The organism is Streptomyces sp. NPDC056527, from assembly GCF_042794475.1.
GTDB lineage: Bacteria > Actinomycetota > Actinomycetes > Streptomycetales > Streptomycetaceae > Streptomyces.
Genome location: NZ_JBHTTQ010000022.1, coordinates 18,384 through 42,435, shown reverse-complemented (window position 1 = coordinate 42,435; position 24,052 = coordinate 18,384). Strand labels below are relative to the sequence as shown.

Here is a 24,052-nt window from a genome sequence, read left to right as displayed (position 1 = left end):
CCGGTCCCGCCGGTTCTCCCCCTCGCTGTCACCCTTCACCGCAGATCCGCAGCCCTTTGGGCGTCGCGCACGGCAGGTGGCCGTGGACGCGGATGATGTCCTGGCCGCTGCCCCGGCTCAGGTAGGTGAGGAAACTGGAGGTCAGCGAGTCGGCCGGCGGCTCTCCCCAGGTGTAGGCGTACTCGATCTCCCGGTACGGGTACGTCGACTCGCCGATCTCGTCGACGTTCGGCACGCGGCCGTCGATCGACACCCGGTGCAGGCCCTTCAGCCCGGTGCCGGAGCGGAGTTCGGTGTAGCCGATGGCGCCCGGGAGCTTGGCGACGGTCGACAGGACCTGGTCCGTGGTGTCGAGTTCGCAGCGTACGACCGGAGCCTCCGGGTCGTCCTTGGTGACGCAGTCGAGCGAGGAGTTCGCCGGCTCGTTGCGGCCGAGGACGCGACGCTGGAAGACCTCCCGCGTACCGGAGTTGGCGCCCCGGCTGACCAGCAGGACCGGACGGTTCGGCCCGCCGGGGATCTGGTTCCAGTTGCCGATCTCGCCGCGGTAGAGCCGGCGGACCTCGTCGAGGCTGAGGTTCGTGACCGGTATCTCGTCGTTCAGGACGAGCGTGAACAGGGAGACGGCGACCATGCTTTCGCGCAGCTGCGGATAGCCGCCGGGCTTGCGTCCGTCGGAGAGGGCGATGACGGCCGGGGAGCCCTTGCCGCCGCTCTCGGCGCCGGCCGTCGCCAACTCCCTGATGCCGGCCGTCGAACCGTGCGCGTCCACCACGACCGTGGCGCCCTCGCAGTCCTTCTCGTACTTCTTCGCCAGCTCCCGCACCACCGGGGCGAACGCGGTCGATCCGGTGACCCGCAGCGTGCCCCGGGCGCAGCCGATCGGGGGCGGGGTGTCGCTGCGGACGATGATCGTGGCGAGGGCGAGCACACAGGCGGCCAGGACGAGGGTGATGTTCCGGGCGGCGGGGCTGAACGTCGGTCTGCGGTCGTCGACGCTCATGCTCTTGTTGTGGTGGACCTCGACCGTCTCATGGAAGCCGTTGATCCGGATCGCGCCTTCGAGCACGCTGCCGGAGAGCAGGACGAGCAGCTTGAAGTACTGCTTCCGTTCGAGCGACACCTTCGGTATCAGGACGGAGTTCTCGTGCTTCCGCAGCCCGAGACCCGCGGCCATGTCGATCTTCACCGGCTCGAACGCGCGGGGGATCGTCGCGACGACGGCCCGCACGAGCCGGTCGCCGAAGGTGACCTTCAGCCCTCCGGTGTCATCCCCCTGGGTGTAGTCGCCGTGGGTGATGTCCCGCAGGCCGTCGTTCTCGATCCGGAGCAGCACGAGCGTGGACCCGTTGGAATCGCCGATGTCGCCGTCCCACAGGGTGAGGTCACCGGCGGTCTCGCCCGCGTCGCGCAGCGGGGTGTTGAGCTGCACGCGGTAGCCGAGCCGTCGCCCCCGCTGGAGGAAGCGCTCGTACGCGACCACGCCGGCGGAGACGAGGACACCGAGAAGCGCGGTGACCACGGCGATGACGTTCTCGGCGGTGACCCAGTCCACGACCGAGACGGTACGGACGCGTGTGCGGTTCCGTGGGGAAGGTCGCATCCCGCCACCTGGAGTTCTCCCTTCGTTCAGCGGCGGTCGTGGGGCCGCACGGGTTGGCGGAGCATGTGTTGCCGGGGGTGAGGACCGTGGGTGTAATGGCCACGAGGGGGCTCGTCGGAGAGGAACCCCATGCGTGTCGTCGAAGTGACCGCCTACGGCGGCCCTGAGGTCCTGAGGATGGCCCGCCGGCCCGAGCCCGAGGCCGGAGACGTCCCAGGACGCGTACGGGTGCGCCTGAAGGCCGCCGGTGTGAACCAGGCGGATCTGCGGATCCGCGCCGGCGCGTACGCCGACCAGGTCGGCGACCTCAAGCCCCCGTTCGTCCTCGGGACCGACTTCGCCGGCAGGCTCCTCGATCCGGTGCCGGGCATGGCGGCCGGTACCCGCGTGGCGGGGTTCGTGCCCTGGTGGGAGGAGCTGACGGGCGAGGGTACGTACGCCGAGGTCGTACGGATCGCCCCGGAGTGGGCGGCCCCGATCCCGGACGACGTGGACTACACGGTGGCCGCCTCTCTCCCGCTGGCCTCCGCCACAGCCCAGCAGAGCCTCGACCGGCTCGCGCTCCCGGCAGGGTCGACGCTGGTCGTGACCGGCGCGAGCGGGGTGGTCGGCCGCCTCGCGCTCCAGTACGCCGCGGCGGCCGGACTGCGGGTGGTGGCTGTCGCCCACGAGGGCGACGAGCACGAACTGAAAGTCCTCGGCGCGGAGCACAGCGTGACCCGCGGCACCCCCGAGGACGTGGTCCGGAAGGTGCTGGACTTCGTCCCGGAGGGGGTCGACGCGGTCTTCGACGGGGCGCTCCACGCTGCTCCGGTTCTCCCGGTGGTGAAGGACGGTGGCGCCTTCGTCGCGCTCGCCATCAACCGGACGCCGGCCACCGAACGGAACATCCGCGTCGAGACCGTCCGCGCGAAGCCGGACGCCGCCCGGCTGAAGGAGATCCTGGAGAAGGTGGAGGCCCGCGAGGTGATCACCCGGGTGGCCGACGTGATGCCCCTGGAGGAGGTCGCGGAGGCGCACCGCAGGGCGGAGGCGGGGCACCGGCCCGGCCGCATGATCCTGATGATCTGAGACCCGGGGCCGCAGCGGCGACCGGCACCCGAGGGAGGGCACCCGCAGCCCGGCCCCGGATCGATCGCTCCCGCGGCCGACCACGCGGTCGCCGACCGTGCCGCTCCCGTGCTCAGCCTCCGTGCAAGGCCCCGCGGCCGGTCCCGGTCGGGCGGACCCGGCCGCCACCGGTCACGGGCGGCGTCCCGGAACGCCTTGGCCGCCGGCCGGCCGAGCGACGGGTCCTCGGCGTCCCAGCCCATGCCGGTCCGCCCAGTCCGTGAGCGCGGCCGCGATCTCCTTCGGGCGGTCCTCCGGGGCCTGGTGGCCGGCCGGGCCGCAGTGGGTGGTCTCCAGAGCGGCTATGTGCGCCTCGCACCAGGCCGCCATCGGCGGGTCGACCATCAGGGTCGGTGAACCGTCGAAGGTCAGCAGGAGCTTCGGCACGTCCGGGCTGTCCGCCAACCACGCGTCGTACGCCTCGATGCGGGCGACGACCTCGGCCGGCTCGCCGTCCAGCGGCATCGCGCGCGGCCATTCGAGCATGGGGCGCCGCGACCCGGGCGTCGGGAACGGCGCCCGGTAGACGTCGAGGTCCTCCTCGCTCAGACCGCTGAGCACGGTCTGCGTGAAGGAGTCCTCGATGAAGAGGTTCTTCTCCAGGACCAGCTCCTCGCCGACACCGGGCGTCTTGAACGCCATGAACCGGTCCCGCGCCTTCTCCGGGAACTCCTCCCAGCTCATCGGCCGCAGGATCGTCTCCATGAACGCCACGCCCCGCACCCGCTCCGGGTGCCGGGCGGCCCAGTCGAAGGCCAGCGATCCGCCCCAGTCGGTCCCCACGAGCACGACCTCGTCGAGCCCGAGCGCCTCGAACCAGGCGTCCAGATACCGCGCCTGGTCCGCGTACGTGTAGGCGATGTCCGGCTTGCCCGACCGCCCCATCCCGATCAGGTCCGGAGCGAGGAGCCGCCGCCCGCCGCCGACGGCCGGGAGGACATGGCGCCACAGGTGGGAGGAGGTGGGATTGCCGTGCAGGAAGACGAGCGGGGCGGCATCCGCGCCGGCAGCGGCGCCGTCGGGACCGGCGGGGCCCGACTCCTCGTAGTGCATCGTCGAGTCGAGGACATTGATCGTCGCCATGATCTGTTCACTCCTCTAACGTTCATTGCTCTAACGTTTATGACGCTAACGAAGCTATATCGTTCGGACGACTAACGCAAGGGGTAATCTGCGGGCATGACGACGGACAGCGGAGGCGACGCCTCCGAGATGGATGAGCGCCAGACCCCGGCCCGCCTCCGCGGTCTGCCCAGCCGACTGCTGGCCCTGACCGCCGCCCGCGCCGACCGACTGATCAGCGAGGGCCTCGCGGGCGAGGACGCCCGCAAGTGGCACTACGCGGTGCTCGCCTCCCTCGACGAGTACGGCCCGACCAGTCAGGCCGGCCTGAGCCGCCGCACCGGCATCTACCGCAGCGACCTCGTCGCCGTCATCAACGAACTCGCCGAGCGCGGGCACGTCGAGCGCACCCCCGACCCCGAGGACCGCCGACGCAACGTCATCACCCTGACCGAGCAGGGCGGTAGTCATCTGGAGCGCCTGGACGAGGTGTTCGCCGGAGTCCAGGACGCGCTGATGGAGCCGCTGTCCAAGCTCGAACGCGAGCTGCTGACAAGCCTGTTGGAGCGGGTCCTCGACCGCTGAACCCGACTGTCGAGTGGTTCGACCACCGTTTGTCACAAGTGATGGTCTAGACCTTGACAGGTCCAGACCAAAGGCGCTTCGCTGGCCTTCCCCCACGGAAGGGCGAGCGCATGAAGCGACGTCTGCTCATTCTCCTGTCCGCACTCTGTACGGCTGTCGGGCTTGCCGTGTTCATCCCGGCATCCACGGCGGGCGCGGCGCCCGCCTGCGTGACCGCCTGGAACTCCGGCAGCGTGTACACCGGCGGCATGACCGCCTCGTACAACGGCCACAACTGGTACGCCAAGTGGTGGACCCAGAACGAACGCCCCGGCTCGTCCGACGTCTGGCGCGACGAGGGCGCCTGCGGTGGCGGCGGCACGGACCCGAACCCCTCCGGATTCGTCGTCTCCGAGGCCCAGTTCAACCAGATGTTCCCGAGCCGGAACTCCTTCTACACGTACAGCGGTCTCACGGCCGCCCTCAGCGCCTACCCCGGCTTCGCCAACACCGGCAACGACACCGTGAAGAAGCAGGAGGCCGCCGCCTTCCTCGCCAACGTCAGTCACGAGACCGGCGGACTGGTCCACATCGTCGAGCAGAACACCGCCAACTACCCGCACTACTGCGACAGCGGCCAGCCCTACGGCTGCCCCGCCGGCCAGGCCGCCTACTACGGCCGCGGCCCCATCCAGCTCTCCTGGAACTTCAACTACAAGGCAGCGGGTGACGCCCTCGGGATCGACCTGCTCAACAACCCCTACCGCGTCGAGCGCGAGGCGCCCATCGCCTGGAAGACCGGCCTCTGGTACTGGAACACCCAGAACGGCCCCGGCACGATGACCGGCCACAACGCCATGGTCAACGGCGCGGGCTTCGGCCAGACGATCCGCTCGATCAACGGTGCGCTGGAGTGCGACGGCAAGAACCCGGCGCAGGTCCAGAGCCGCGTGAGCAAGTACCAGCAGTTCACGCAGATCCTCGGCGTTCCGGCCGGCGCGAACCTGTACTGCTGAGTTCCGTACGCGCACGACAGCGATTCCCGGGACGCCCGACAGGGCCCCGGGAATCGTTGTCATGTCAGGTCATGGTGCCGCCGTCAGCAGGGGGCGCTGATGTTCCCGCAGTAGATCCAGCCGGTCGCCGGGGACGTCACCTTGTACCAGCGGTTGCCCGCCGAGTTGAGCCTGCTGCTCGTCCAGTAGACGTCCTCGCCGTACGACGTCGGGTAGACCACGCGGCAACTCGCCGCGTCACAGGACCTGATGGGCCCGCCGATCGACATCGCCCACCCGGCGGACGCCTGGGCCGGTGCCGGTGCGGGGGTCGCCTGGGCGGGGACCACGGTGGTCGCGGTCAGCGCGGCGCCGGCGAGGACTCCCGCCGCTGCGAGCATACGGATGCGCATGAAGGCTCCTCTGTCGCGAGTGGGGCCCCGGTGGATGCCGGGGCCCTGACAGAGCGCAACTCTTGTCGCCCGCCGAGCGGCCGCTCAAGGCCGTTCCCGTCCGGGACGCGTCCGGGACGGGTCCCGGACAGAGCCGGGACGACGTCAGCCCTGGCAGGCGGCAAGAAACGCGGACCAGGAGGCCGGAGCGACGGCGAACGCGGGGCCGTCGGGAACCTTGGAGTCGCGGAGGTGGACGGAGTGGGGGCAGGCGGCGACCTCGACGCATTCGCCACCGCCGCTGTCGCTGTAGGACGACTTCCGCCAGTCGAAGGCAACTTCGACACAGTTACCGCCGCCGTCGTCGCTGTAGCTGGACTTGAACCAGTGCAGGTTTTCGCTCATCTCTGTTCTCCTGCCAGCCGCTCGATGAGGCCCAGCGACCCGCGCGGGTCCAGGGCCTGTGCCCGGATCTTCGCATACCGCTGTGAGTGCGTACTGACCTTCGCCCGCTCGGTGATCAGCAGGCTCTCGCCCTGGATCTCCAGGAAGCTCACCCGGTCGTGGGTGGGAGTCTCGACCAGGTTCAACTCGCCCCGGGCACCTGCGTACTCGCCACCGAGGCCCGCGTTCAGCGGCAGGACCTGAAGGTTCACATTCCTCCTCTGTGCGCACTCCACGAGGTACGCGAGCTGATCGCGTGTGATCTCCTCGCTCCCGATCGGCCGCCGCAGCACCGACTCGTCCAGCACAAGCTCGATCTCGCACGTCGGCTTGCGGTCGAACAGCGCCTTGCGTGCCATACGTCCGCCCACCAGCTCCTCGACCCGCTCCGGCGTCGGCTCCGGGTACCCACCCGCGATCAGCGCCCTCGCGTACTCCTCCGTCTGAAACAGTCCGTGCACGACGTGGCTCGCGTACAGGCACAGGCTCACAGCCTTCTGCTCGATCGGCGCATAGCCCCTGAACTGCTCCGGCAACTTCTCCAGCCGCACCAGCTCCCGCATCTCCTCGAAGATGCCCGTGCCGTCCCCCAGTACCTCCTCCAGCTTCACCAGCATCTCGTCGCTCACCGGTTGCGACAGGCACTCCATGGCGCTGATGGCCGCGCCGGTGTACCCCATTCGCGCCCCCGACTGCTCCTGTGTCCATCCCTTCTTCAGCCGCAATCTCTTTGCCACCGCGGCCGCCATCCGTGCAGCCGGACCCGCCGTTTCCTTGTTCTCCGCACGCGCCATTTCCGTCCCCATCCGGACTCAACCGATCTCAACCGGTCTCAACTGCTCCCCGCCGAATTCGACTGCCCTCAAGGTGCGTTGGCGCAGGTCAAGGGGTTTCCGACGCACCCTCCCAGTCGTGGAGAACGCTAGCTTCGGCGCGGGAACATGTCCTGGTGAATGCAGAGAATCGACAGGCAAACATGGATTGGATTCCAGTTTCCGGATTCCAACTCCGCAAGGCCGGCGTGCAATTCGACGCCGTCCGTGTCGACGGCGGGGACGGCCGTCGGCTCGCCGACTGGATGGAAGAGCTCACGGGCGGCGATCCCGGTCCCGTCGTCACCGAGGCGAACGGTCGGCGGGGCGTCTACTTCCTCGTTCCGGCCGGTACGACCGCACGCCGGACCTGGCCGCGTGGCGTGACCCGGCTCAATGCCGGGCCCGCCCATGTGAGTTACGTACCCGTACCGGCATTGACGGGTCGGACCTGGCCGCTGGCCTGGCGGTTTCCGCCGACCGGGCCGGGCAGGTTCGTCCATCCGCTGCTTCTGCGCAGCGCGGCCACCGAAATGCTGGCGAACTAGGACAGGATCCGGCCTCGTCGCGCCCTACCTTCGGGGCATGAGCGAGAACGAGAAGGATCAGCATCGGGTCCGGCCGATCCCCGAGGGGTACACCAGCGTCACCCCCTGGATCATCGGCCACGACACCGCCGGGCTCATCGACTACCTGGAGCACGCCTTCGGGGCCGAGGACCTGGGCCGCGTCGTGATGGACGACGGGAAGATCGGGCATGCCGAGCTCAGGATCGGGAACGGCCGGCTGATGGCCTTCGACAGCCCGCCGGGCTGGGCGGCGACCCCCGCGTTCATCCGGCTGTACGTGGAGGACGCGGAGGCCACGCACCGGCAGGCCGTCGAGGCGGGCGGTACGTCGGTCACGGAGGTGACCCATCTCTTCTTCGGCGACAAGGTCGGCCGGGTCCGTGATCCGTTCGGGAATCTCTGGTGGATCCAGACCCACATCGAGGACGTCGACGAGGAGGAGATGGGTCGTCGGATGACGGACCCCGTCTTCACTCGGGCGATGGAGTACGTGCAGGGGGCCATGTACCGACCGGGGGAGCAGGATCCGCCTCGGTGACCGCTTCCAGCGCCCGGGACAGCCGCTCCAGGACCCGTACGGTCTCGTCGAACCCGGCCTGGCCGCCGAGGGCGTCGGCGAGTCGGGCCGCGAGGTCGGCGTGGCCGGGGTCGAGCCGTTCGACGGCCGCCAGCCCTTCCGGGGTCGGCGACAGGAGCTTGGCGCGCCGGTGTGCCGGATTGGGCTCGTACACGGCGAGCCCGCGCTCCACCAGAAGGTCCGCGATCCGTTGGACGCTCTGACGGGTGATGCCCATGGTGCGGGCGATGCCCGCGACGGGCTGAGGGGTGCGGAGTACGGCTCCGAGGACCTGCCACCAGGCGGCGGTGAGGCCGACGGGGCGGGCCAGTTCCTCCGAGGCGGCGAGGAACTGGCCGTTGAGCCGGAAGACGCTCAGTGCGGTGCGGGCGAGGGCGTCCTGCTGCTCCCGGCTCACGATGCCTCGTCGTCCGCGTTCAGCTCTTCGTACGCCGCCGGGTCGGAGTCGTGGAAGAGGCGGTACCAGGCGTCCAGCCTGGTGCCGTCGAAGGCGCCCATGGTCCCGAGCACCTCGCGGGCGAAGGCGACCGGCTCGGTCGGTCCCGCGGTGATCAGGTCGCCGAGGCCGCCGATGCCTCTGTCCGTGACCGCGTCGGCCTCGACGTACAGCTCGCCGCCCTTGTAGCCGGTCGCGGCCAGGTAGAACGAGACGGCGCTGGTGTGCGCACGGTCGTCGAGGAGGCCCTCGCGGGCCAGGCCCGCGGTGGCGCCGCAGATGGCGGCGACGGGGACGCCGGCGTCGAGGAAGCGGCGGGCCGCCGCGGCGAACGGTGCGAGGTCGTCGCTCGTGTCCCAGAGGTCGGCGCCGGGGAGGACGAGCAGCGCGCTGTCCTCCGGGCGGAGGTCTTCGAGGGAGAGGTCGGGGACGATCCGCATGCCGCCGATGGTGGTGACGGGCTTGTCGGCGACGGGGCCGACGGTCTTGACGGTGAAGCCGGAGCGGGCGAGCCAGGCGGTGGCGTGGCCGGTCTCCCAGTCGGCGAGGGTGTCGTATACGGCGAGGTGGACGGTGCGGGGCATTTCCGGGCCTCCAGCGTTCGTGTCGGTACCGTTCTCGTATGACAGAAGGCTGTCATGTCGACAGGATGCTGTCAATGGTGTTCGGGGTCGGTTGCCGGAGGGGGCACGGGACCGGCGCGTCCGCGCGGAGTGGGCGCGGCAACGTGTCGTGTCGCCCGGGGTCTCGGTGGACAAGATGGTCATGGCCGCTCCGACCTGCACGTCCTTACCCTGGGCATATGACCCCTCATGTCGAACCCGACCCCCAGGCCGGCGCGGCCGTGAAGGCCGCCGACCGTGCGCATGTGTTCCACTCCTGGTCCGCCCAGGGCCTGATCGACCCGCTCGCCGTCGCCGGTGCCGAGGGTTCGTACTTCTGGGACTACGACGGCAACCGCTACCTCGACTTCACCAGCGGCCTCGTCTACACCAACATCGGCTACCAGCATCCCCGCGTGGTCGCCGCCATCCAGGAGCAGGCCGCGAAGCTCACCACCTTCGCGCCCGCCTTCGCCATCGACGTACGCTCCGAGGCCGCACGCCTCATCGCCGAGCGCACCCCCGGCGACCTGGACAAGATCTTCTTCACCAACGGCGGCGCCGAGGCCGTCGAGAACGCCGTACGGATGGCCCGTCTGCACACGGGCCGCCACAAGGTGCTCTCCGCCTTCCGCTCGTACCACGGCGCCACCTCCACCGCGATCAACCTCACCGGCGACCCGCGCCGCTGGGCCTCCGACACCGGCTCCGCCGGCGTCGTGCGCTTCTGGGCGCCGTTCCTCTACCGCTCGCCGTTCTACGCCGAGAACGAGCAGCAGGAGTGCGAGCGTGCCCTCGCACACCTGGAGGACACCATCGCCTTCGAGGGTCCGGCGACCATCGCCGCGATCATCCTGGAGACCGTCCCCGGCACCGCCGGCATCATGACGCCGCCGCCCGGCTACCTCGCGGGCGTCCGCGAGATCTGCGACAAGTACGGCATCGTCTTCGTCCTCGACGAGGTCATGGCCGGCTTCGGCCGCACCGGCAAGTGGTTCGCCGCCGAGCACTTCGACGTCGTGCCCGACCTGATGACCTTCGCCAAGGGCGTGAACTCCGGTTACGTGCCGCTCGGCGGCGTCGCCATCAGCGCCGAGATCGCCGCGACCTTCGACAAGCGGCCCTACCCGGGCGGACTGACCTACTCCGGTCACCCGCTGGCCTGTGCCGCCGCCGTGGCCACCATCCAGGTCATGGAGGACGAGAAGGTCGTCGAGCACTCCGCCCGCATCGGCGAGACCGTCCTCGGCCCCGGCCTGCGCGAGCTCGCCGAGCGCCACCCGTCCGTCGGCGAGGTCCGCGGCATGGGTACGTTCTGGGCGCTCGACCTGGTCAAGAACAAGGAGACCCGCGAGCCGCTCGTCCCGTACAACGCGACGGGCGCGGCCAACGCCCCGATGGCGGCGTTCGGCGCGGAGGCCAAGAAGCACGGCCTGTGGCCCTTCATCAACATGAACCGCACCCACGCCGTCCCCGCCTGCAACGTCTCGGAGGCCGAGGCCAAGGAGGGCCTCGCCGCCCTCGACGCGGCGCTGAGCGTGGCCGACGAGCACACCGCGTGAGGCGCCCGGCCGGGCGCGACGCCGGTGGCGCAAACGTCGCGTAACCGGCGTCACGGAGCCGAACCCTCCGTCTGGTCTAGGGTGTCCACCAGCCGGACGGAGGGGGGCCGAACGATGCCCGCGAGCGGAGCTGTCACCCGCAACACCCTGCGGCGGCAGATCGCGGACGCGCTCCGTGACGAGGTGCTCGCTGGGCGTTTGCAGCCCGGCGAGGAGTTCACCGTCAAGCAGATCGCCGAGCAGTACGAGGTGTCGGCGACACCCGTACGCGAAGCCCTCGTGGACCTCTCCGCGCAGGGGCTCCTCGACTCCGACCAGCACCGCGGCTTCCGGGTGCACCAGTTCACGGTCGACGACTACCGCGGCATGGTCGAGGCCCGGATGCTCGTCGTGGACGGCATCTTCCGCCGCCACGACCCCGTCGCCCATCCGCCCGGTCCCGACGTCTCCCGCGGGGTCGCGCTCGTCTCCGTGCGGCGCCGGGGCGAGGCGGCGGCGCGGGCGGCCCGCGCGGGTGACCTGGACATCCTCATCGGGTACGACATCCGCTACTGGCGCGAACTGGCCAGACTGGTCTCCAACAACGACTACATCGCCGACTTCCTGCACCGGCTGCGGGTCCAGGCGTGGGTGTTCTCCGTGCCGTATCTGCGCTCCGACCGCGATGTCCTCGGCTGGCTGTGGAGCGGTCACGTCGACCTCGTCGACGCGCTCACGCTCGGGGACGCCGAGGCGGCCGTCGCGGTCGTCCAGGCGTACAACACCCAGTCCCTGGCGTGGGCGGACCGTCTGGAGCGGCTCTCGGAGTGACGGCGGCCCGGGGGTGTCGGCGGGGGTGCCGAAGGGCAGGTCACCAGCGGGTGTGCGGCACGGACCGCGCCGACTACCCTGGCCGTCCCTGCAACTGACGGAGAGAGAGCCTCCCTTGGCCTGTGACCTGTGGCTGGTCCCTCTTGTCGACGTGCTGTGCCACAGCCCCGACAATCCCTTCGCCGAAGAGATCGCCGCCTACGACAAGGCCCTGACCGCGTCCGGTCTGCCCACCGTTCCCGTCTTCGCCTACATGCCGGGGCTCTCGGGCGACGTGGCGCCCGTCGCCGGATTCGACTACGAGGCCCTGCACTTCCTCCGCCGCGCCTATCTGCTGCTGATGTGCGGTCTCGCCGTCGAACCGGTCGACGAGCTCGGCGGTGACTACGAGCAGCTCCTCGAGATGTTCGAGGCGACCGCACAGCAGTCCCACCTGGTCTGGCACTACGACCACGCCGGCGCGTACGTCCCCGTGGACTTCCCGGCCCCGCTCTCCAACGACGAGCTCCTGGAGGGCGGCGGCCCGCTGGGGTCCTCGCACGGACTGCTGCGGGAGCTGGAGTTCGTCGCCCCGGCGATCGGGATCGACCCGGCCAACCCGCCGGCCGCCCCGCTCCCGCCGGAGCGTCCGACCGCGCTCGAGGAGCCGGCGGGGGCCATCGCGTACGACGACAGTCCGTTCGCGCGCGAGCGCCATGTGTGGCTGGGGCTGCACGCGGCGGCGACGCGGAGCCTCGGACAGGGCTCGATGATCATCCTGAGCTGAGCCGGGCGGACACCCGGCCTGCGGGACGGGCGCCCCTCCACGAAAGGCGCCCGTCCCGTCCTGCCTCCGCTCAGCGCGGCTCCGGCGGCCGCTGTCGCGGCATGTTCGGGCGGGTGCCCGGAGGCAGCGGGAAGCGGGACGAGGGGTGAGAGCCCTCAGGGCGGGCGGCGCCGGCACCCACCGACTGGAGGGCCAGCGGCGCGGGGCCCGAGCGGAACTCGATCATCCAGTCCGCCGTCTCCGCCCGTACGAGCTCCGTCACGTCCTCCGAGAACCGCCGCAGCACCCCGAGGCAGCGCTCCGCCGCCTCGCTCGCGGTCCCCTCAGTGGGCCCGAGGACCTCCCGTACGCTCTCCGACGCCCAGTCGAACTGCAGCGCCTGCAGTCTGCGCTGCACCGCCTGGGCCGTCGCCACGTCCCTAATCCAGCCGGACGTCAGCCCGAAGTACCGGTCGCAGACCAGACAGGCCGCGCCGAGCAGCAGCGACAGGTACCCCCAGCCCGCCGCCCCGTCCGCGACGTCGGTGACGTCGAGCAGCGGCAGCGCCGCGCCCGCGATCACGCCCAGCGCCGTGCCGACCCGCAGGATCCGGGCGCAGCGACGCTTCCAGACCCGGTCGGACAGATACCACTCCGCCGTGCGCAGAGCATTGGACTCGACCCAGCGGTAGAGCTCGTCCAGACGCTCCGCAGGCTCGCCCCAGTCGCCGAGCGGGAACGGCGTCCCGGTCAGATCGCGGCTCGCGGCGGGCCCCCCGGGCTGTCCCGGCTGCCCCGGCTGCTGCGGCGGCTGCATCTCCGGCTGCTGGCTCACCGGGGCACTCCTCTGTTCAGCTCGGCGCTCGTGTCCTTCTGTGACGTGCGGTGCACGTGGTGCCTGCCCTTCCTACCGCCGAATGGTGGGCTGTGGGCCCGGAATCCCGGGTTTTCCGCCCACAAGGGGGTCTTGATCAGGTAGAGGAGCCCGCAGTTTCTCACTCGAAAGAGTTGTGGCGGCAGGCCGGGCATGGACCACGTAGGCTCGGCCGTACCGAACGTCAGTCGTCACATCAGTCGTCCGGATGTCATCCGTATACCGTCGAAATGCCAGGAGTGACCGTGATTCCCGGTGGTGGCCAGCCCAACATGCAGCAGCTCCTCCAGCAGGCCCAGAAGATGCAGCAGGATCTCGCGCGCGCCCAGGAGGAGCTCGCCGCGACCGAGGTCGAGGGCCAGGCGGGCGGTGGCCTGGTGGCGGCGACGGTCACCGGCTCCGGCGAGCTGCGCGGCCTGGTGATCGACCCCAAGGCCGTCGACCCCGAGGACACCGAGACGCTGGCCGACCTGATCGTGGCCGCCGTCCAGGCCGCCAACGACAACGCGCAGCAGCTCCAGCAGGCCAAGCTCGGCCCGCTGACGCAGGGCCTGGGCGGAATGCCGGGCCTCGGCTTCTGAGCCGCTTCCGCGCCCGGGCTTCTAAGGCGCCCCGGCAGCCACTACCGTAAGAATCAAGCACTTCTCAGAAGGGCGTTCCGTTGTACGAAGGCGTGGTTCAGGACCTCATCGACGAGCTGGGCAGGCTGCCCGGCGTCGGTCCCAAGAGCGCGCAGCGGATCGCCTTCCACATCCTCCAGGCCGAGCCCACCGACGTACGCCGTCTCGCGCACGCGCTCCTGGAGGTCAAGGAGAAGGTCAGGTTCTGCGCGGTCTGCGGCAACGTGGCACAGCAGGAGCAGTGCAACATCTGCCGCGACCCACGCCGGGACCTGTCGGTCATCTGTGTCGTCGAGGAGCCGAAGGACGTCGTGGCGATCGAGCGGACGCGCGAGTTCCGCGGGCGCTACCACGTACTCGGCGGCGCGATCAGCCCGATCGAGGGCGTCGGCCCGGACGACCTGCGCATCCGCGAGCTGCTCGCGCGGCTGGCGGACGGGACGGTCACCGAGCTGATCCTCGCGACCGACCCGAACCTGGAGGGCGAGGCCACCGCGACGTACCTGGCGCGGATGATCAAGCCCATGGGCCTCAAGGTCACGCGTCTGGCGAGCGGACTGCCGGTCGGCGGCGATCTGGAGTACGCCGACGAGGTCACGCTGGGGCGTGCCTTCGAGGGGCGGCGACTGCTAGATGTATGACGACAGGGTTCGCACGCCCGCGCCCGAAGGAGGCACTCGCGATGTCTGACGCCACACTGCACGCGATCACGCAGGATCCGGACGACTTCGCGGTCCAGATCGCCGACTCGATCGAGTCCTTCATCGTGGCCACCACGGAAGTGGCCAAGGGCGACGAGCCCGACAGTGCGGTGCCGTTCCTGCTCCTGGAGATCTCCCAGCTGCTGCTCGCCGGCGGCCGCCTGGGCGCGCACGAGGACATCGTCCCGGACGAGCGGTACGAGACCGACACGGGTCCCGAGCCGGACGTGGACGAGCTGCGCGAGCGGTTCGCGGTGATGCTGGACCCGGTGGACGTCTTCTCGGAGGTCTTCGACCCGTACGAGCCGCGCAAGGCGCCGGTTCCGGCCCGGATCTCCGACAACCTCGCCGACATCGTCACCGACCTGCGGCACGGGCTGGCCCACTACAGGGCCGGGCGCGTGAGCGAGGCGCTGTGGTGGTGGCAGTTCTCCTACTTCTCCAACTGGGGCCCGACGGCCTCGGCGACCCTGCGGGCGCTGCAGTCCCTCGTCGCGCACGTCCGTCTCGACCAGCCGCTGGCGGCCCTGGACGGCCTCGACACGGACGAGGACCTGACCGAGGACGACCTCGCGGAGGAGGCGGGCCGGGTCATGGCGGAGGAGATCGCGGGCCCGCTGGGGCTGGGCACGCTGAAGAAGTAGCGCCTGCCGCCTTCCTGCCATCAGGGGGGCATGGCAGGTGGGGGACGGTCAAGAACGTTGCTGTGGACCGGCATTGGCGTCACCGGGGCCGTCAACGGACGCACCTCCCTGGACGCCGCCCAGGTGCGGACGGTCTGCGCCACGCTGGGCCATCTGCCGCTCGCCGTCGCCCAGGCCCGCCGCCTACTGCGCCGAGACCCGGACGACGCCCGCCGAGTACCTCGACCAACTCCGTCGATACCCGGGTGAGTTGTACGAGACACCGGGCGACGGGCGGCAGCCCGTCGCCCGGACCTGGCGGCTCACTCTCGACCGCCTCGTGGCCGTCGATCCGCTCACCGGGACCATCCTGCGGGTCCTCGCCTGGGGGGCCCGACCGGATCCCCCGGCAGCTCCTCGACCGGCTCGGCCCGGCGCCCGTGGTGCGGCGCGCGGTCGGCCGGCTCGCCGCGCACGGCATGGTGACGCTGCACGAGACGACGCTCGGTGAGCGCGGGCGGCTGCTCGGTCCGGACCACCCGGAGACACTGACCTCGCGACTGAACCTGGTCCGGCTGTACGAGGCCGTGGGAGAGGTCGAGCGGGCGGCGGCCGGTTTCGAGGCGGTGGTCGCCGACGCCGTACGGGCGCTGGGGGAGGAGCACCCCTTCACCGTCCACCTGCTGCACGTACGGCCACCGGGCTGACCGCCTTCCGTGTGTGAGGCCGCCCACACCCCTGCGTACCACCGGCTCTCCCGGGCAGACGGAGTCCCATGGGCGGCCCGGGCGTTCGGCCGAGATCACTTCCTGAGCGGGACATCTCAGGATCTGATATACGGTCGGCGATTCCGGGCCGCTCGTTAAACTGAGCCGACCGCAGTAATGACTGCGGCAGAGACTGAGCGAGGAGCGCACGTGGGCCTTGTCGTGCAGAAGTACGGAGGCTCCTCCGTTGCCGATGCCGAAGGCATCAAGCGCGTCGCCAAGCGGATCGTGGATGCCAAGAAGAACGGCCACCAGGTGGTCGTCGTGGTTTCCGCGATGGGCGACACGACGGACGAGTTGATCGATCTCGCCGAGCAGGTATCCCCGATCCCTGCCGGGCGTGAGTTCGACATGCTGCTGACCGCCGGAGAGCGGATCTCCATGGCCCTGCTGGCCATGGCGATCAAAAACCTGGGCCACGAGGCCCAGTCGTTCACGGGCAGCCAGGCCGGTGTCATCACCGACTCGGTCCACAACAAAGCGCGCATCATCGATGTCACGCCGGGGCGGATCCGTACCGCCCTCGACGAGGGCAACATCGCGATCGTGGCCGGCTTTCAGGGCGTGTCCCAGGACAAGAAGGACATCACCACGCTGGGGCGTGGCGGGTCCGACACGACGGCCGTCGCGCTGGCCGCCGCGCTCGACGCCGAGGTCTGCGAGATCTACACCGACGTCGACGGTGTGTTCACGGCCGACCCGCGCGTGGTGAAGAAGGCGAAGAAGATCGACTGGATCTCCTTCGAGGACATGCTGGAGCTCGCCGCCTCCGGCTCCAAGGTGCTGCTGCACCGGTGCGTCGAGTACGCACGCCGATACAACATCCCGATCCACGTCCGCTCGTCCTTCTCGGGGCTGCAGGGCACCTGGGTCAGCAACGAGCCGCAAGGGGACCGCAAGGTGGAGCAGGCCATCATCTCGGGCGTCGCCCACGACACCTCCGAGGCGAAGATCACCGTCGTCGGTGTGCCGGACAAGCCGGGCGAGGCCGCGGCCATCTTCCGGGCCGTCGCGGACGCCGAGATCAACATCGACATGATCGTGCAGAACGTGTCCGCCGCCTCCACCGGTCTGACGGACATCTCCTTCACGCTTCCCAAGGCCGAGGGCCGCAAGGCCATGGACGCCCTGGACAAGGCGAAGGGCGCGATCGGCTTCGACTCGCTGCGCTACGACGACCAGATCGGCAAGATCTCCCTGGTCGGCGCGGGTATGAAGACGAACCCGGGCGTCACCGCGTCCTTCTTCCAGGCGCTGTCCGACGCCGGTGTGAACATCGAGCTGATCTCGACCTCCGAGATCCGCATCTCGGTGGTCACCCGTGCGGACGATGTGAACGAGGCCGTGACGGCCGTCCACACCGCCTTCGGGCTCGACAGCGACTCGGACGAGGCCGTCGTCTACGGCGGCACCGGCCGGTGACGAACCGATGACCGCCAAGCCGACGCTCGCGGTCGTGGGAGCGACCGGGGCCGTCGGTGCGGTGATGCTCCAGCTCCTGTCGCAGCACGCCGACGTCTGGGGCGAGATCCGACTCGTCGCCTCCCCGCATTCGGCCGGCCGCAAGCTGGCCGTGCGCGGGGAGGAGGTCGAGGTCCTCGCGCTGAGCGAGGACGTCCTGGAGGGTGTCGACCTCGCCCTCTTCCTCGTGCCCGAGGACATCGCGGCGCGGTGGGCGCCGATCGCCGCCGCCAAGGGCGCGGTGGTCGTGGACACCTCCGCCGCGTTCCGGGCCGACCCGGACGTGCCGCTGGTCGTCCCGGAGATCAATCCCCACGCCGCACGGGTACGGCCGCGGGGCATCGTGGCGAGCCCGGGCTGCTCCACGCTGGCGCTGATCGTCGCCGTGGGAGCCCTGCACGCCGAGTTCGGGGTCGGTGAGCTGGTGGTGACCGCCCAGCAGGCCGCGAGCGGGGGCGGGCAGGCGGGTGTGGCGGCCCTGCGCGAGCAGCTGTCGCTGGTGGCCGGGACCGAGCTGGGCAACCATCCCGGCGACGTACGGCGGGCCGTCGGTGACGACACCGGGCCCTTCCCCGGTCCCGTCGCGCTCAACGTGGTGCCCTGGTCCGGGTCCCTGGGGGAGGACGGCTGGTCCTCCGAGGAGCTGCGCATCCGTGAGGAGACGCGCAAGATCCTCGACCTTCCCGGGCTTCCGGTGGCGGCCACGTGCGTGCGCGTCCCGGTCGTGACCGCGCACTCCGTCTCCGTCCACGCGCGGTTCGAGCAGCCGGTGAGCGTCGCGCGGGCGCACGAGATCCTGGCGACCTCGCCGGGTGTGGTCCTCTACGACGATCCGGCCTCGGGCGACTTCCCCACGCCCGCCGATGTCGTGGGCACGGATCCGGTCTGGGTGGGGCGGGTGCGTCGATCGATGGACGACGAGCGTGCGCTCGAGTTCTTCGTCTGCGGCGACAACCTCCGCAAGGGCGCGGCGCTGAACGCCGTACAGATCGCGGAGTCGATCATTCGCCCGGAGCGCCCCAATGGTCCAGACCATCTGGATGTTCGCGAGCGCCCCTGAGCGTCCCCGAGTGTCCGGAAATCGGCGACACGAGATCGTTGGAGTTTGTAGCATCTGTGAACACCCTGTGAGCAAGTCGGCGTCGGATGCCCCTTGAACTGGGGTGACGGCATGTTCGACGATGCTCTTCCCGCTTGCCGCAACCGGTAGTTGGGTGGGCCGCGTCTCTGCGTGCGCTCTGGTGGTGTATCGCATGAGGTGCTGTTAAAACGGGGCATTGGGGAAGATCGGGTACGCATGATGACAAGTGGCTCACCGTCAAAAACGGTGGCGTACTCGTACAACCCTGACGGGGGGAAGCGTGTCCAACAGGCGTGGCAGAGGTACTCGACATCACAGCGGTCGTCCCGCTCCGAGGCGCGGCAGTCGTCCCCTTGCGGGGCGGGCTCGCAGCCCCCGTACGCGGCGCCTCGGCGCGCCCGCTCACGCGCCCGCGTCCGGCCGGCGGCATGCCGGTGATCGCTCCCGTGCCCACCGGCACCCGGACGTCCGGTGTGATCGGCATCCCCTCGCCGCGCGAGAGCGCTGAAGGCATCGTGGCCGCGGGCACCACCGTCGATCACCTGACCGAGACGTATCGAGCGCACTACCGTTCGCTCCTCGGCCTGGCCGCGCTGCTCCTCGACGACACGGCCTCCTGCGAGGACGTCGTCCAGGAGGCGTTCATCCGCGTCCACTCCGCCCGCAACCGGGTCCGGGACCCCGAGAAGACGCTGGCGTATCTGCGTCAGACGGTCGTCAACCTGTCCCGTTCCGCGCTCCGCCGCCGCATCCTCGGACTCAAGCTGCTGTCCAAGCCGATGCCGGACATGGCGAGCGCGGAAGAGGGCGCGTACGACCAGCTGGAGCGGGACGCGCTCATCAAGGCGATGCGCGGGCTGCAGCGGCGGCAGCGTGAGGTGCTGGTGCTCCGGTACTTCGCGGACATGACGGAGGCACAGGTCGCCGAGACGCTCGGCATATCCCTGGGGTCGGTGAAGGCGTACGGCTCGCGTGGCATCGCGGCGCTGCGCGTCGCGATGGAGGCGACGGCATGAGCTCCGAAGGCAAGGGCCCGGACGACAAGGGCCCCGATGCGACGAGCGGGCTGCCCGACGAGCGTCGCGACGACATGGGACACGGCATTGTGAACGACGGGCCGGACAGCGGGACGCCCGAGAGTGACGCGACCGCCGGTCAGGCGACCGGCAGCGGGGCGTCCGAGGTTGAGGTGTCCGACGGCGGGGCGACCGGCCGTGGGGCTTCCGATGGACGGGCCACCGGCGGTGGTGCTTCCGGCAGCGGGGCGTCCGATGGTCGGGCGACCGGCGGTGGGACGTCCGACGGCGGGGTCTCCGAGGTCGAGGCGTCCGATGGCCGGGCGACCGGCGGTGGGACTTCAACTGGTGGTGCGCCCGGCAGCGGGTTGTCCGACAGGAGGCTGTCCGACGACAGGGCCTCCGACAGCGCGGCCTTCGGCAACTGGGCGTCCGACCACAGGGCGTCCGACAGCGGCGTGCCCGGCGCCGGTGCGCCCGGCGACGAGTGGGCCGCGGGCGGCCTGCTCAAGGGTGCCGACCTCTTCGGGGGCAACTCCTCCTTCGCGGGCGACGAGCTTGCGCTGCGGCGCCTGCTCCACGGCGCCGTGGCGGACCTTCACCCCTCCGACGGCGCGCTGGACCACCTGCGCCGCGCGGTGCCCGTACGGCGCACCCGCAAGCGTCAGGCCATCGTCGGCTTCGCCGCGGCCGCGGTGCTGATCGGCACGGCCGTCCCCGCCTTCGTGCACGTCGCCAACTCGGGTGGCATCACCGCCGACCAGGCCGTGAACGCCGGCCACGGCGAGCAGGCCCAGGGCGGCACCGGCACCGAGACGGGCGTCGAGGGCGGTCAGCAGACCGCGGGCACGCCGACCGGCGCCGCGAGCCCGAGCCAGGGCGCGGCCGAGGGCGCGGGCAAGCCCGAACAGTCCGAGGCCGGGAAGTCGGGCGGCGCGGGCACCGGTTCGACGCCGCCGGAGGATTCCCTGCCGGACTCGTCCTCGCCGGCGTGCGAGGCTGGGCAGCTGGGCGTCAGCTCGGCGCAGGCGGGCGGCCCGGACGCCGAGGGCAAGGTCTACGGCACCTTCCGCATCGCCAACGTCTCCGGCAAGGAGTGCGTGGTGAGCGGCGGTGGCAGCGTCGGCTTCCAGGCCCTGGGTGCGGCGGACGGTTCCAAGATCTCGGTCGTGGCGCACACGGCCGGCGACGCGGCGAGCGGCCTTCCCGACCCCTCGCAGGAGTCGCCCACGCTGGTCCTCAAGCCGGACAACGCGTACGAGGTGAAGTTCGCCTGGGTCCCCAAGGAGACCTGCCCGACGGTCAACCCCTCGCCGGACCCGAGCACCACGACGGACGGCGCGGGCGGTACGTCCGCGGGGGCGACGGGGTCGACCGGCAACGGCGCGGAAGCGGACGGCGCGGGGACTCAGCTCGGCACCGAGGGGACGCCCGCGGACGGCAGTGTCGCGGTCAGCCACACCGCGGAGGCGGGCGGCCCGCAGGCGGCCACGACGATCCCGAACGCCTGCGCCGGCACGATCTACCGCACGGGCGTCCTCGACGCGTCCTAGGGACGCCCCACAGGGGCCACCGGTGCCCCGAGACCCGGGAGTCGGCGCCCGAGCCTCGGGGCACCGGGCTTTGCGAGGCGGCCGGGCTGGGCACCGGGCTTCGGGGCGGCCAGGCTGGGCGCCGGCCTTGCCGGGGCACCCGCCTTTGCAGGCGCCGGGCTTCGAGGGCGCGGGACTTCTCGCGTGCCGGGCCGCGGGGCGGCCAGGCTGGGCACCGGCCTTTCCCGGGCACCCACCTTTGCAGGCGCCGCGCTTCTCGGCCGCCGGCCTTTCCCGGGCACCCACCTTTGCAGGCGCCGCGCTTCTCGGCCGCCGGCCTTTCCCGGGCACCCGCCTTCGCGGGCGCCGGGCTTCGAGATGCGCCAGGCGCCTCGGGCCGCCCGGCTAGAGGCCCAGCGCCTCGTCCCGTTGGGCCTCCACCTCGCGGCGCAGCAGGCGGAACCACATGAAGATCACGAAGCCGGCGAAGACGAACCACTCCGCCGTGTAGCCGAGGTTCTGGAACGCCTTCAGATCCAGCGACGTGCCCGCCGCGGCGGCCGCCGGGACCGGCGTCAGCCCGGCCGGGGAGTCCACGACCGTGACCCACGCGTCGTACACCTCGTCGGTGACCAGGTTGATCAGGGCGCTCGCGCTGATCATGCCGAGCTGGCCCTCGGGGAGCCCGCCCGCCGCGTGCACGCCCTTGGTCCCCGCGTTCTCGGACGCCTGGAGGGCGCCCACCACGGTGACCTCGCCGGACGGCGGGGCCGGTGCCTTCGCACCGGCCGGCAGCCAGCCCCGTACCACCGGCAGGGACTTGCCGCCGTCCGTCTTCAGCATCGTCAGCACATAGCTGCCACGCCGGCCGTCCAGCTCACGGTCCGGTACCAGGAACTGCTCCCCGTACCGGCCGCTCGCCTCCGCGTGCCGGCCGGACGTCTGCTTGTCCACCGGCAGCAGCTCGTCCAGCGGCTCGGTCCTCAGCGTGCCCGGGTCCGGGGCCTGCTCCGCCTCCCGGTGCGAGTCGACGCGGTCCTCGAACTTGCCCATCTGCCAGGTCCCCATGAACAGGCAGAACGGGATCGCCAGCAGGACGAAGACGTTGATCCCCCACCAGCGGGGCGTTTTCAGGAACCGGTACACCCCTCCACGGTACGCAGCCGCCTCACCCCGCGACCGGGCGGGTCCCCAGGTGACGCGCGGCGAAGGCCAGCTCCAGACGGACCTGCTTGATCCGTTCCTCCACCACCAGGGAGCCGTGTCCCGCGTCGTACCGGTACACCTCGTGCACCGCGGACCGGGCCGCCAGCCGGTCCACGTAGTTGTCGATCTGCCGGATCGGGCAGCGCGGGTCGTTCACACCCGCCGAGATGTAGACCGGGGCCGTGACCTTGTCCACGTACGTCAGCGGGGACGAGACCTCGAACCGCTCCGGCACCTCCTCAGGCGAGCCGCCGAACAGCGTCCGGTCCAGCGCCTTCAAGGCCTCCATCTCGTCCTCGTACGCCGTCACGTAGTCCGCGACCGGGACGGCGGCGAGCCCCACCGACCAGGCGTCCGGCTGCGTCCCGAGCCCCAGCAGCGTCAGATACCCGCCCCACGAGCCGCCCGACAGGACCAGCTTCGCCGGGTCGGCGAGACCCGAGGCGACCGCCCACTCGCGGACCGCGGCGACGTCCTCCAGCTCGATCAGGCCGACCCGGTGCTTGAGCGCGTCCGTCCACTCCCGGCCGTAACCCGTCGAGCCGCGGTAGTTGACGCGGACCACCGCGTAGCCGTGGTCGAGCCAGGCCGCCGGGGCCGAGGCGAAGGCGTCGCTGTCGTGCCAGGCCGGCCCGCCGTGCACCTCGAAGATCGTGGGGAACGGCCCCTCGCCCTCGGCCGGCCGCTGCACGAGCGCGTGGATCCGGCCGCCGGGCCCCTCCACCCACACGTCCTCCACCGGCACCGACCCCGGTGCCTTCGCGCCCGGAGGGTCGAGGACGATCCCGCCGTCCGTCGAGCGCACCACCGGCGGCTGCGCCGCCGAGGACCACAGGTACTCCACGGTGCCGTCCGGCCTGGTCGTGGCTTCCGAGACCGAACCGGCCGGGGTCTCCACCCGCACCAGCGCGCCCGTCGCGATGTCGTACCGCCACAGCTCGCTGCGCGCCTCGAAGCTGTGCACGATCAGCAGACCCGTGCCGTCCTCGTACCACTCCGCCGACACGTCGCCCGGCAGATCGAGCCGGAGGTCGGTCTCCTGGCCCGTCGTCACGTCCCACAGCAGAGGCTCCCAGCGCCCCCGTCGCTGATGGCCGACGAGCAGCCGGGTGTCACCGTCCACCGGCGCGAAGCCCAGCACCGCGAGGCCCAGCTCCTCCGTACCGCCCTTGGAGTCGTCCAGCTCGGCCACCACCGAGGAGTCCTCGGCGCGCAGCACCCGCAGGGCCGAGTGCATCGCGTCGCCGTGCTCCGTGTGCTCGATCGCGATCAGCGAGCCGTCGTGCGAGAGGTCCCCCACGCCGGCCGACTCCCGGTGCCGGTAGATCTCCACCGGCGCCGCGTCGCCGCGGACGAGATGGACCGTCGAACCCTCCTCGTCCGTCGAGCGGCCGACGACCACCGTGCCGCCGCGGCCGATCGCGAGTCCCGCCGGATACGAGGCCGCGAGCCCGGGCACCGCGGGCTCGTCCGCGCCGCCGCCGAAGGGCTGGCGCATCCACACCCCGAACTCGTCCCCGTCCGTGTCCGAGAACCACCAGATCCACTGCCCGTCCGGGGACAGCGTGCCGTCCGTCGTCCCGTTCGGCCGGTCCGTCACCTGCCGCTGCTCGCCCGTCGCCCGGTCCCAGGCGTACAGCTCGTACGTCCCCGTCGCGTTGGACACGAACAGCGAGCGGTCCGGTGCCTCCTCGGCCCACTCGGGCAGGGACACCCGCGGCGCCCGGAACCGCTGCTCCCACACCGGGATCTCCGGTGACGGGCCCGAGCCGTCGGCGCTGTCACCCGGTCGGTCTGCGATCTCATTGGTCTCAGTCATGGCCCCCATGATGCTCCGGTCCGCCGACAATCCGTTCGCATCGTCCGCAACCTGTGGATAACCTCCCGG

General features: G+C 71.0%; 26 protein-coding genes. 16 read left to right on the top strand and 10 right to left on the bottom strand.

Features of this window, described 5'->3' with window-relative positions:
* Nucleotides 1-28: 28 nt before the first annotated feature.
* Complete coding sequence (locus ACFQ7Q_RS14340) at nt 29-1,555, bottom strand: substrate-binding domain-containing protein (protein WP_383554035.1); 1,527 nt, start codon at nt 1,553-1,555, stop codon at nt 29-31.
* A gap of 177 nt (nt 1,556-1,732) precedes the next feature.
* Between ACFQ7Q_RS14340 and ACFQ7Q_RS14335 the strand changes: the two genes are divergently transcribed.
* Nucleotides 1,733-2,674: an NADP-dependent oxidoreductase gene (locus tag ACFQ7Q_RS14335; RefSeq protein WP_383554033.1), complete on the top strand. Its 942-nt coding sequence runs from the start codon at nt 1,733-1,735 to the stop codon at nt 2,672-2,674.
* A 171-nt stretch (nt 2,675-2,845) separates the two neighbouring features.
* Here the strand turns inward: ACFQ7Q_RS14335 and ACFQ7Q_RS14330 are convergent, their stop codons facing one another.
* Nucleotides 2,846-3,796 (bottom strand): haloalkane dehalogenase, encoded by a 951-nt coding sequence (locus tag ACFQ7Q_RS14330; protein ID WP_383554030.1) that lies wholly within the window; start codon nt 3,794-3,796, stop codon nt 2,846-2,848.
* A 96-nt stretch (nt 3,797-3,892) separates the two neighbouring features.
* Here ACFQ7Q_RS14330 and ACFQ7Q_RS14325 point away from each other — a divergent pair, with 96 nt between their 5' ends.
* Together ACFQ7Q_RS14325 and ACFQ7Q_RS14320 are read left to right on the top strand one after the other, a co-directional pair.
* Complete coding sequence (locus tag ACFQ7Q_RS14325) at nt 3,893-4,360, top strand: MarR family winged helix-turn-helix transcriptional regulator (protein WP_383554027.1); 468 nt, start codon at nt 3,893-3,895, stop codon at nt 4,358-4,360.
* A gap of 110 nt (nt 4,361-4,470) precedes the next feature.
* The gene (locus ACFQ7Q_RS14320) at nt 4,471-5,355 is read left to right on the top strand and encodes a glycoside hydrolase family 19 protein (RefSeq protein WP_383554025.1); all 885 of its coding nucleotides are present in this window, start codon (nt 4,471-4,473) and stop codon (nt 5,353-5,355) included.
* A gap of 83 nt (nt 5,356-5,438) precedes the next feature.
* Here the strand turns inward: ACFQ7Q_RS14320 and ACFQ7Q_RS14315 are convergent, their stop codons facing one another.
* The 3 genes from ACFQ7Q_RS14315 to ACFQ7Q_RS14305 form a co-directional block, all read right to left on the bottom strand.
* Nucleotides 5,439-5,747, bottom strand: a complete 309-nt coding sequence (locus ACFQ7Q_RS14315; RefSeq protein WP_383554022.1) for a hypothetical protein — start codon at nt 5,745-5,747, stop codon at nt 5,439-5,441.
* Between the two features lie 144 nt (nt 5,748-5,891).
* A complete protein-coding gene (locus ACFQ7Q_RS14310; RefSeq protein WP_383554020.1) occupies nt 5,892-6,131 on the bottom strand; it encodes a DUF397 domain-containing protein in 240 nt (79 codons plus the stop codon).
* Nucleotides 6,128-6,964 carry a helix-turn-helix transcriptional regulator gene (locus ACFQ7Q_RS14305; RefSeq protein WP_383554018.1) on the bottom strand — a complete coding sequence of 279 codons (837 nt, stop codon included), beginning with the start codon at nt 6,962-6,964 and terminating at the stop codon, nt 6,128-6,130. Before ACFQ7Q_RS14305 ends, ACFQ7Q_RS14310 begins: the two co-directional genes overlap by 4 nt.
* 182 nt (nt 6,965-7,146) lie before the next feature.
* On the opposite strand from ACFQ7Q_RS14305, the gene ACFQ7Q_RS14300 reads away from it, so the two are divergent.
* Together ACFQ7Q_RS14300 and ACFQ7Q_RS14295 are read left to right on the top strand one after the other, a co-directional pair.
* On the top strand, nt 7,147-7,530 hold the full coding sequence (locus ACFQ7Q_RS14300) for a hypothetical protein (protein ID WP_383554016.1): 384 nt from the start codon (nt 7,147-7,149) through the stop codon (nt 7,528-7,530).
* A 37-nt stretch (nt 7,531-7,567) separates the two neighbouring features.
* Nucleotides 7,568-8,089 carry a VOC family protein gene (locus ACFQ7Q_RS14295; protein ID WP_383554013.1) on the top strand — a complete coding sequence of 174 codons (522 nt, stop codon included), beginning with the start codon at nt 7,568-7,570 and terminating at the stop codon, nt 8,087-8,089.
* Here ACFQ7Q_RS14295 and ACFQ7Q_RS14290 read toward each other — a convergent pair.
* Nucleotides 8,022-8,525: a MarR family winged helix-turn-helix transcriptional regulator gene (locus ACFQ7Q_RS14290; RefSeq protein WP_383554010.1), complete on the bottom strand. Its 504-nt coding sequence runs from the start codon at nt 8,523-8,525 to the stop codon at nt 8,022-8,024. The genes ACFQ7Q_RS14295 and ACFQ7Q_RS14290 overlap by 68 nt on opposite strands.
* On the bottom strand, nt 8,522-9,148 hold the full coding sequence (locus tag ACFQ7Q_RS14285) for a DJ-1/PfpI family protein (protein ID WP_383554007.1): 627 nt from the start codon (nt 9,146-9,148) through the stop codon (nt 8,522-8,524). Before ACFQ7Q_RS14285 ends, ACFQ7Q_RS14290 begins: the two co-directional genes overlap by 4 nt.
* A 218-nt stretch (nt 9,149-9,366) precedes the next feature.
* Here ACFQ7Q_RS14285 and ACFQ7Q_RS14280 point away from each other — a divergent pair, with 218 nt between their 5' ends.
* The 3 genes from ACFQ7Q_RS14280 (at nt 9,367) to ACFQ7Q_RS14270 (ending at nt 12,304) form a co-directional block, all read left to right on the top strand.
* Complete coding sequence (locus ACFQ7Q_RS14280) at nt 9,367-10,728, top strand: aspartate aminotransferase family protein (RefSeq protein WP_376434819.1); 1,362 nt, start codon at nt 9,367-9,369, stop codon at nt 10,726-10,728.
* 114 nt (nt 10,729-10,842) lie between these two features.
* Nucleotides 10,843-11,538: a GntR family transcriptional regulator gene (locus tag ACFQ7Q_RS14275; protein ID WP_383554004.1), complete on the top strand. Its 696-nt coding sequence runs from the start codon at nt 10,843-10,845 to the stop codon at nt 11,536-11,538.
* Nucleotides 11,539-11,653: 115 nt separating this feature from the next.
* Complete coding sequence (locus tag ACFQ7Q_RS14270) at nt 11,654-12,304, top strand: hypothetical protein (protein WP_362363170.1); 651 nt, start codon at nt 11,654-11,656, stop codon at nt 12,302-12,304.
* Nucleotides 12,305-12,374: 70 nt separating this feature from the next.
* On the opposite strand, the gene ACFQ7Q_RS14265 is transcribed toward ACFQ7Q_RS14270, so the two are convergent.
* On the bottom strand, nt 12,375-13,100 hold the full coding sequence (locus tag ACFQ7Q_RS14265) for an SLATT domain-containing protein (protein WP_383554157.1): 726 nt from the start codon (nt 13,098-13,100) through the stop codon (nt 12,375-12,377).
* Between the two features lie 302 nt (nt 13,101-13,402).
* Here ACFQ7Q_RS14265 and ACFQ7Q_RS14260 point away from each other — a divergent pair, with 302 nt between their 5' ends.
* The 8 genes from ACFQ7Q_RS14260 (at nt 13,403) to ACFQ7Q_RS14225 (ending at nt 20,979) form a co-directional block, all read left to right on the top strand.
* The gene (locus ACFQ7Q_RS14260) at nt 13,403-13,738 is read left to right on the top strand and encodes a YbaB/EbfC family nucleoid-associated protein (protein ID WP_383554154.1); all 336 of its coding nucleotides are present in this window, start codon (nt 13,403-13,405) and stop codon (nt 13,736-13,738) included.
* Nucleotides 13,739-13,818: 80 nt separating this feature from the next.
* Entirely contained in the window at nt 13,819-14,418 is a 600-nt protein-coding gene (recR, locus tag ACFQ7Q_RS14255) for a recombination mediator RecR (RefSeq protein WP_356888252.1), read from the top strand.
* Nucleotides 14,419-14,459: 41 nt separating this feature from the next.
* The gene (locus ACFQ7Q_RS14250) at nt 14,460-15,122 is read left to right on the top strand and encodes a DUF5063 domain-containing protein (RefSeq protein ID WP_383554001.1); all 663 of its coding nucleotides are present in this window, start codon (nt 14,460-14,462) and stop codon (nt 15,120-15,122) included.
* Between the two features lie 419 nt (nt 15,123-15,541).
* On the top strand, nt 15,542-15,808 hold the full coding sequence (locus tag ACFQ7Q_RS14245; RefSeq protein WP_383553998.1) for a tetratricopeptide repeat protein: 267 nt from the start codon (nt 15,542-15,544) through the stop codon (nt 15,806-15,808).
* A gap of 210 nt (nt 15,809-16,018) precedes the next feature.
* Complete coding sequence (locus ACFQ7Q_RS14240) at nt 16,019-17,290, top strand: aspartate kinase (protein ID WP_329118906.1); 1,272 nt, start codon at nt 16,019-16,021, stop codon at nt 17,288-17,290.
* Between the two features lie 7 nt (nt 17,291-17,297).
* Nucleotides 17,298-18,389: an aspartate-semialdehyde dehydrogenase gene (locus tag ACFQ7Q_RS14235; protein WP_383553996.1), complete on the top strand. Its 1,092-nt coding sequence runs from the start codon at nt 17,298-17,300 to the stop codon at nt 18,387-18,389.
* A 449-nt stretch (nt 18,390-18,838) separates the two neighbouring features.
* Entirely contained in the window at nt 18,839-19,426 is a 588-nt protein-coding gene (locus ACFQ7Q_RS14230; protein WP_376434958.1) for a SigE family RNA polymerase sigma factor, read from the top strand.
* A complete protein-coding gene (locus tag ACFQ7Q_RS14225) occupies nt 19,423-20,979 on the top strand; it encodes a hypothetical protein (protein WP_383553993.1) in 1,557 nt (518 codons plus the stop codon). Before ACFQ7Q_RS14230 ends, ACFQ7Q_RS14225 begins: the two co-directional genes overlap by 4 nt.
* Before the next feature lie 384 nt (nt 20,980-21,363).
* Here the strand turns inward: ACFQ7Q_RS14225 and ACFQ7Q_RS14220 are convergent, their stop codons facing one another.
* Nucleotides 21,364-22,104, bottom strand: a complete 741-nt coding sequence (locus tag ACFQ7Q_RS14220) for an SURF1 family protein (RefSeq protein ID WP_383553990.1) — start codon at nt 22,102-22,104, stop codon at nt 21,364-21,366.
* Nucleotides 22,105-22,126: 22 nt separating this feature from the next.
* Nucleotides 22,127-23,992 carry a S9 family peptidase gene (locus ACFQ7Q_RS14215; protein WP_383553987.1) on the bottom strand — a complete coding sequence of 622 codons (1,866 nt, stop codon included), beginning with the start codon at nt 23,990-23,992 and terminating at the stop codon, nt 22,127-22,129.
* Between the last annotated feature and the right edge of the window lie 60 nt (nt 23,993-24,052).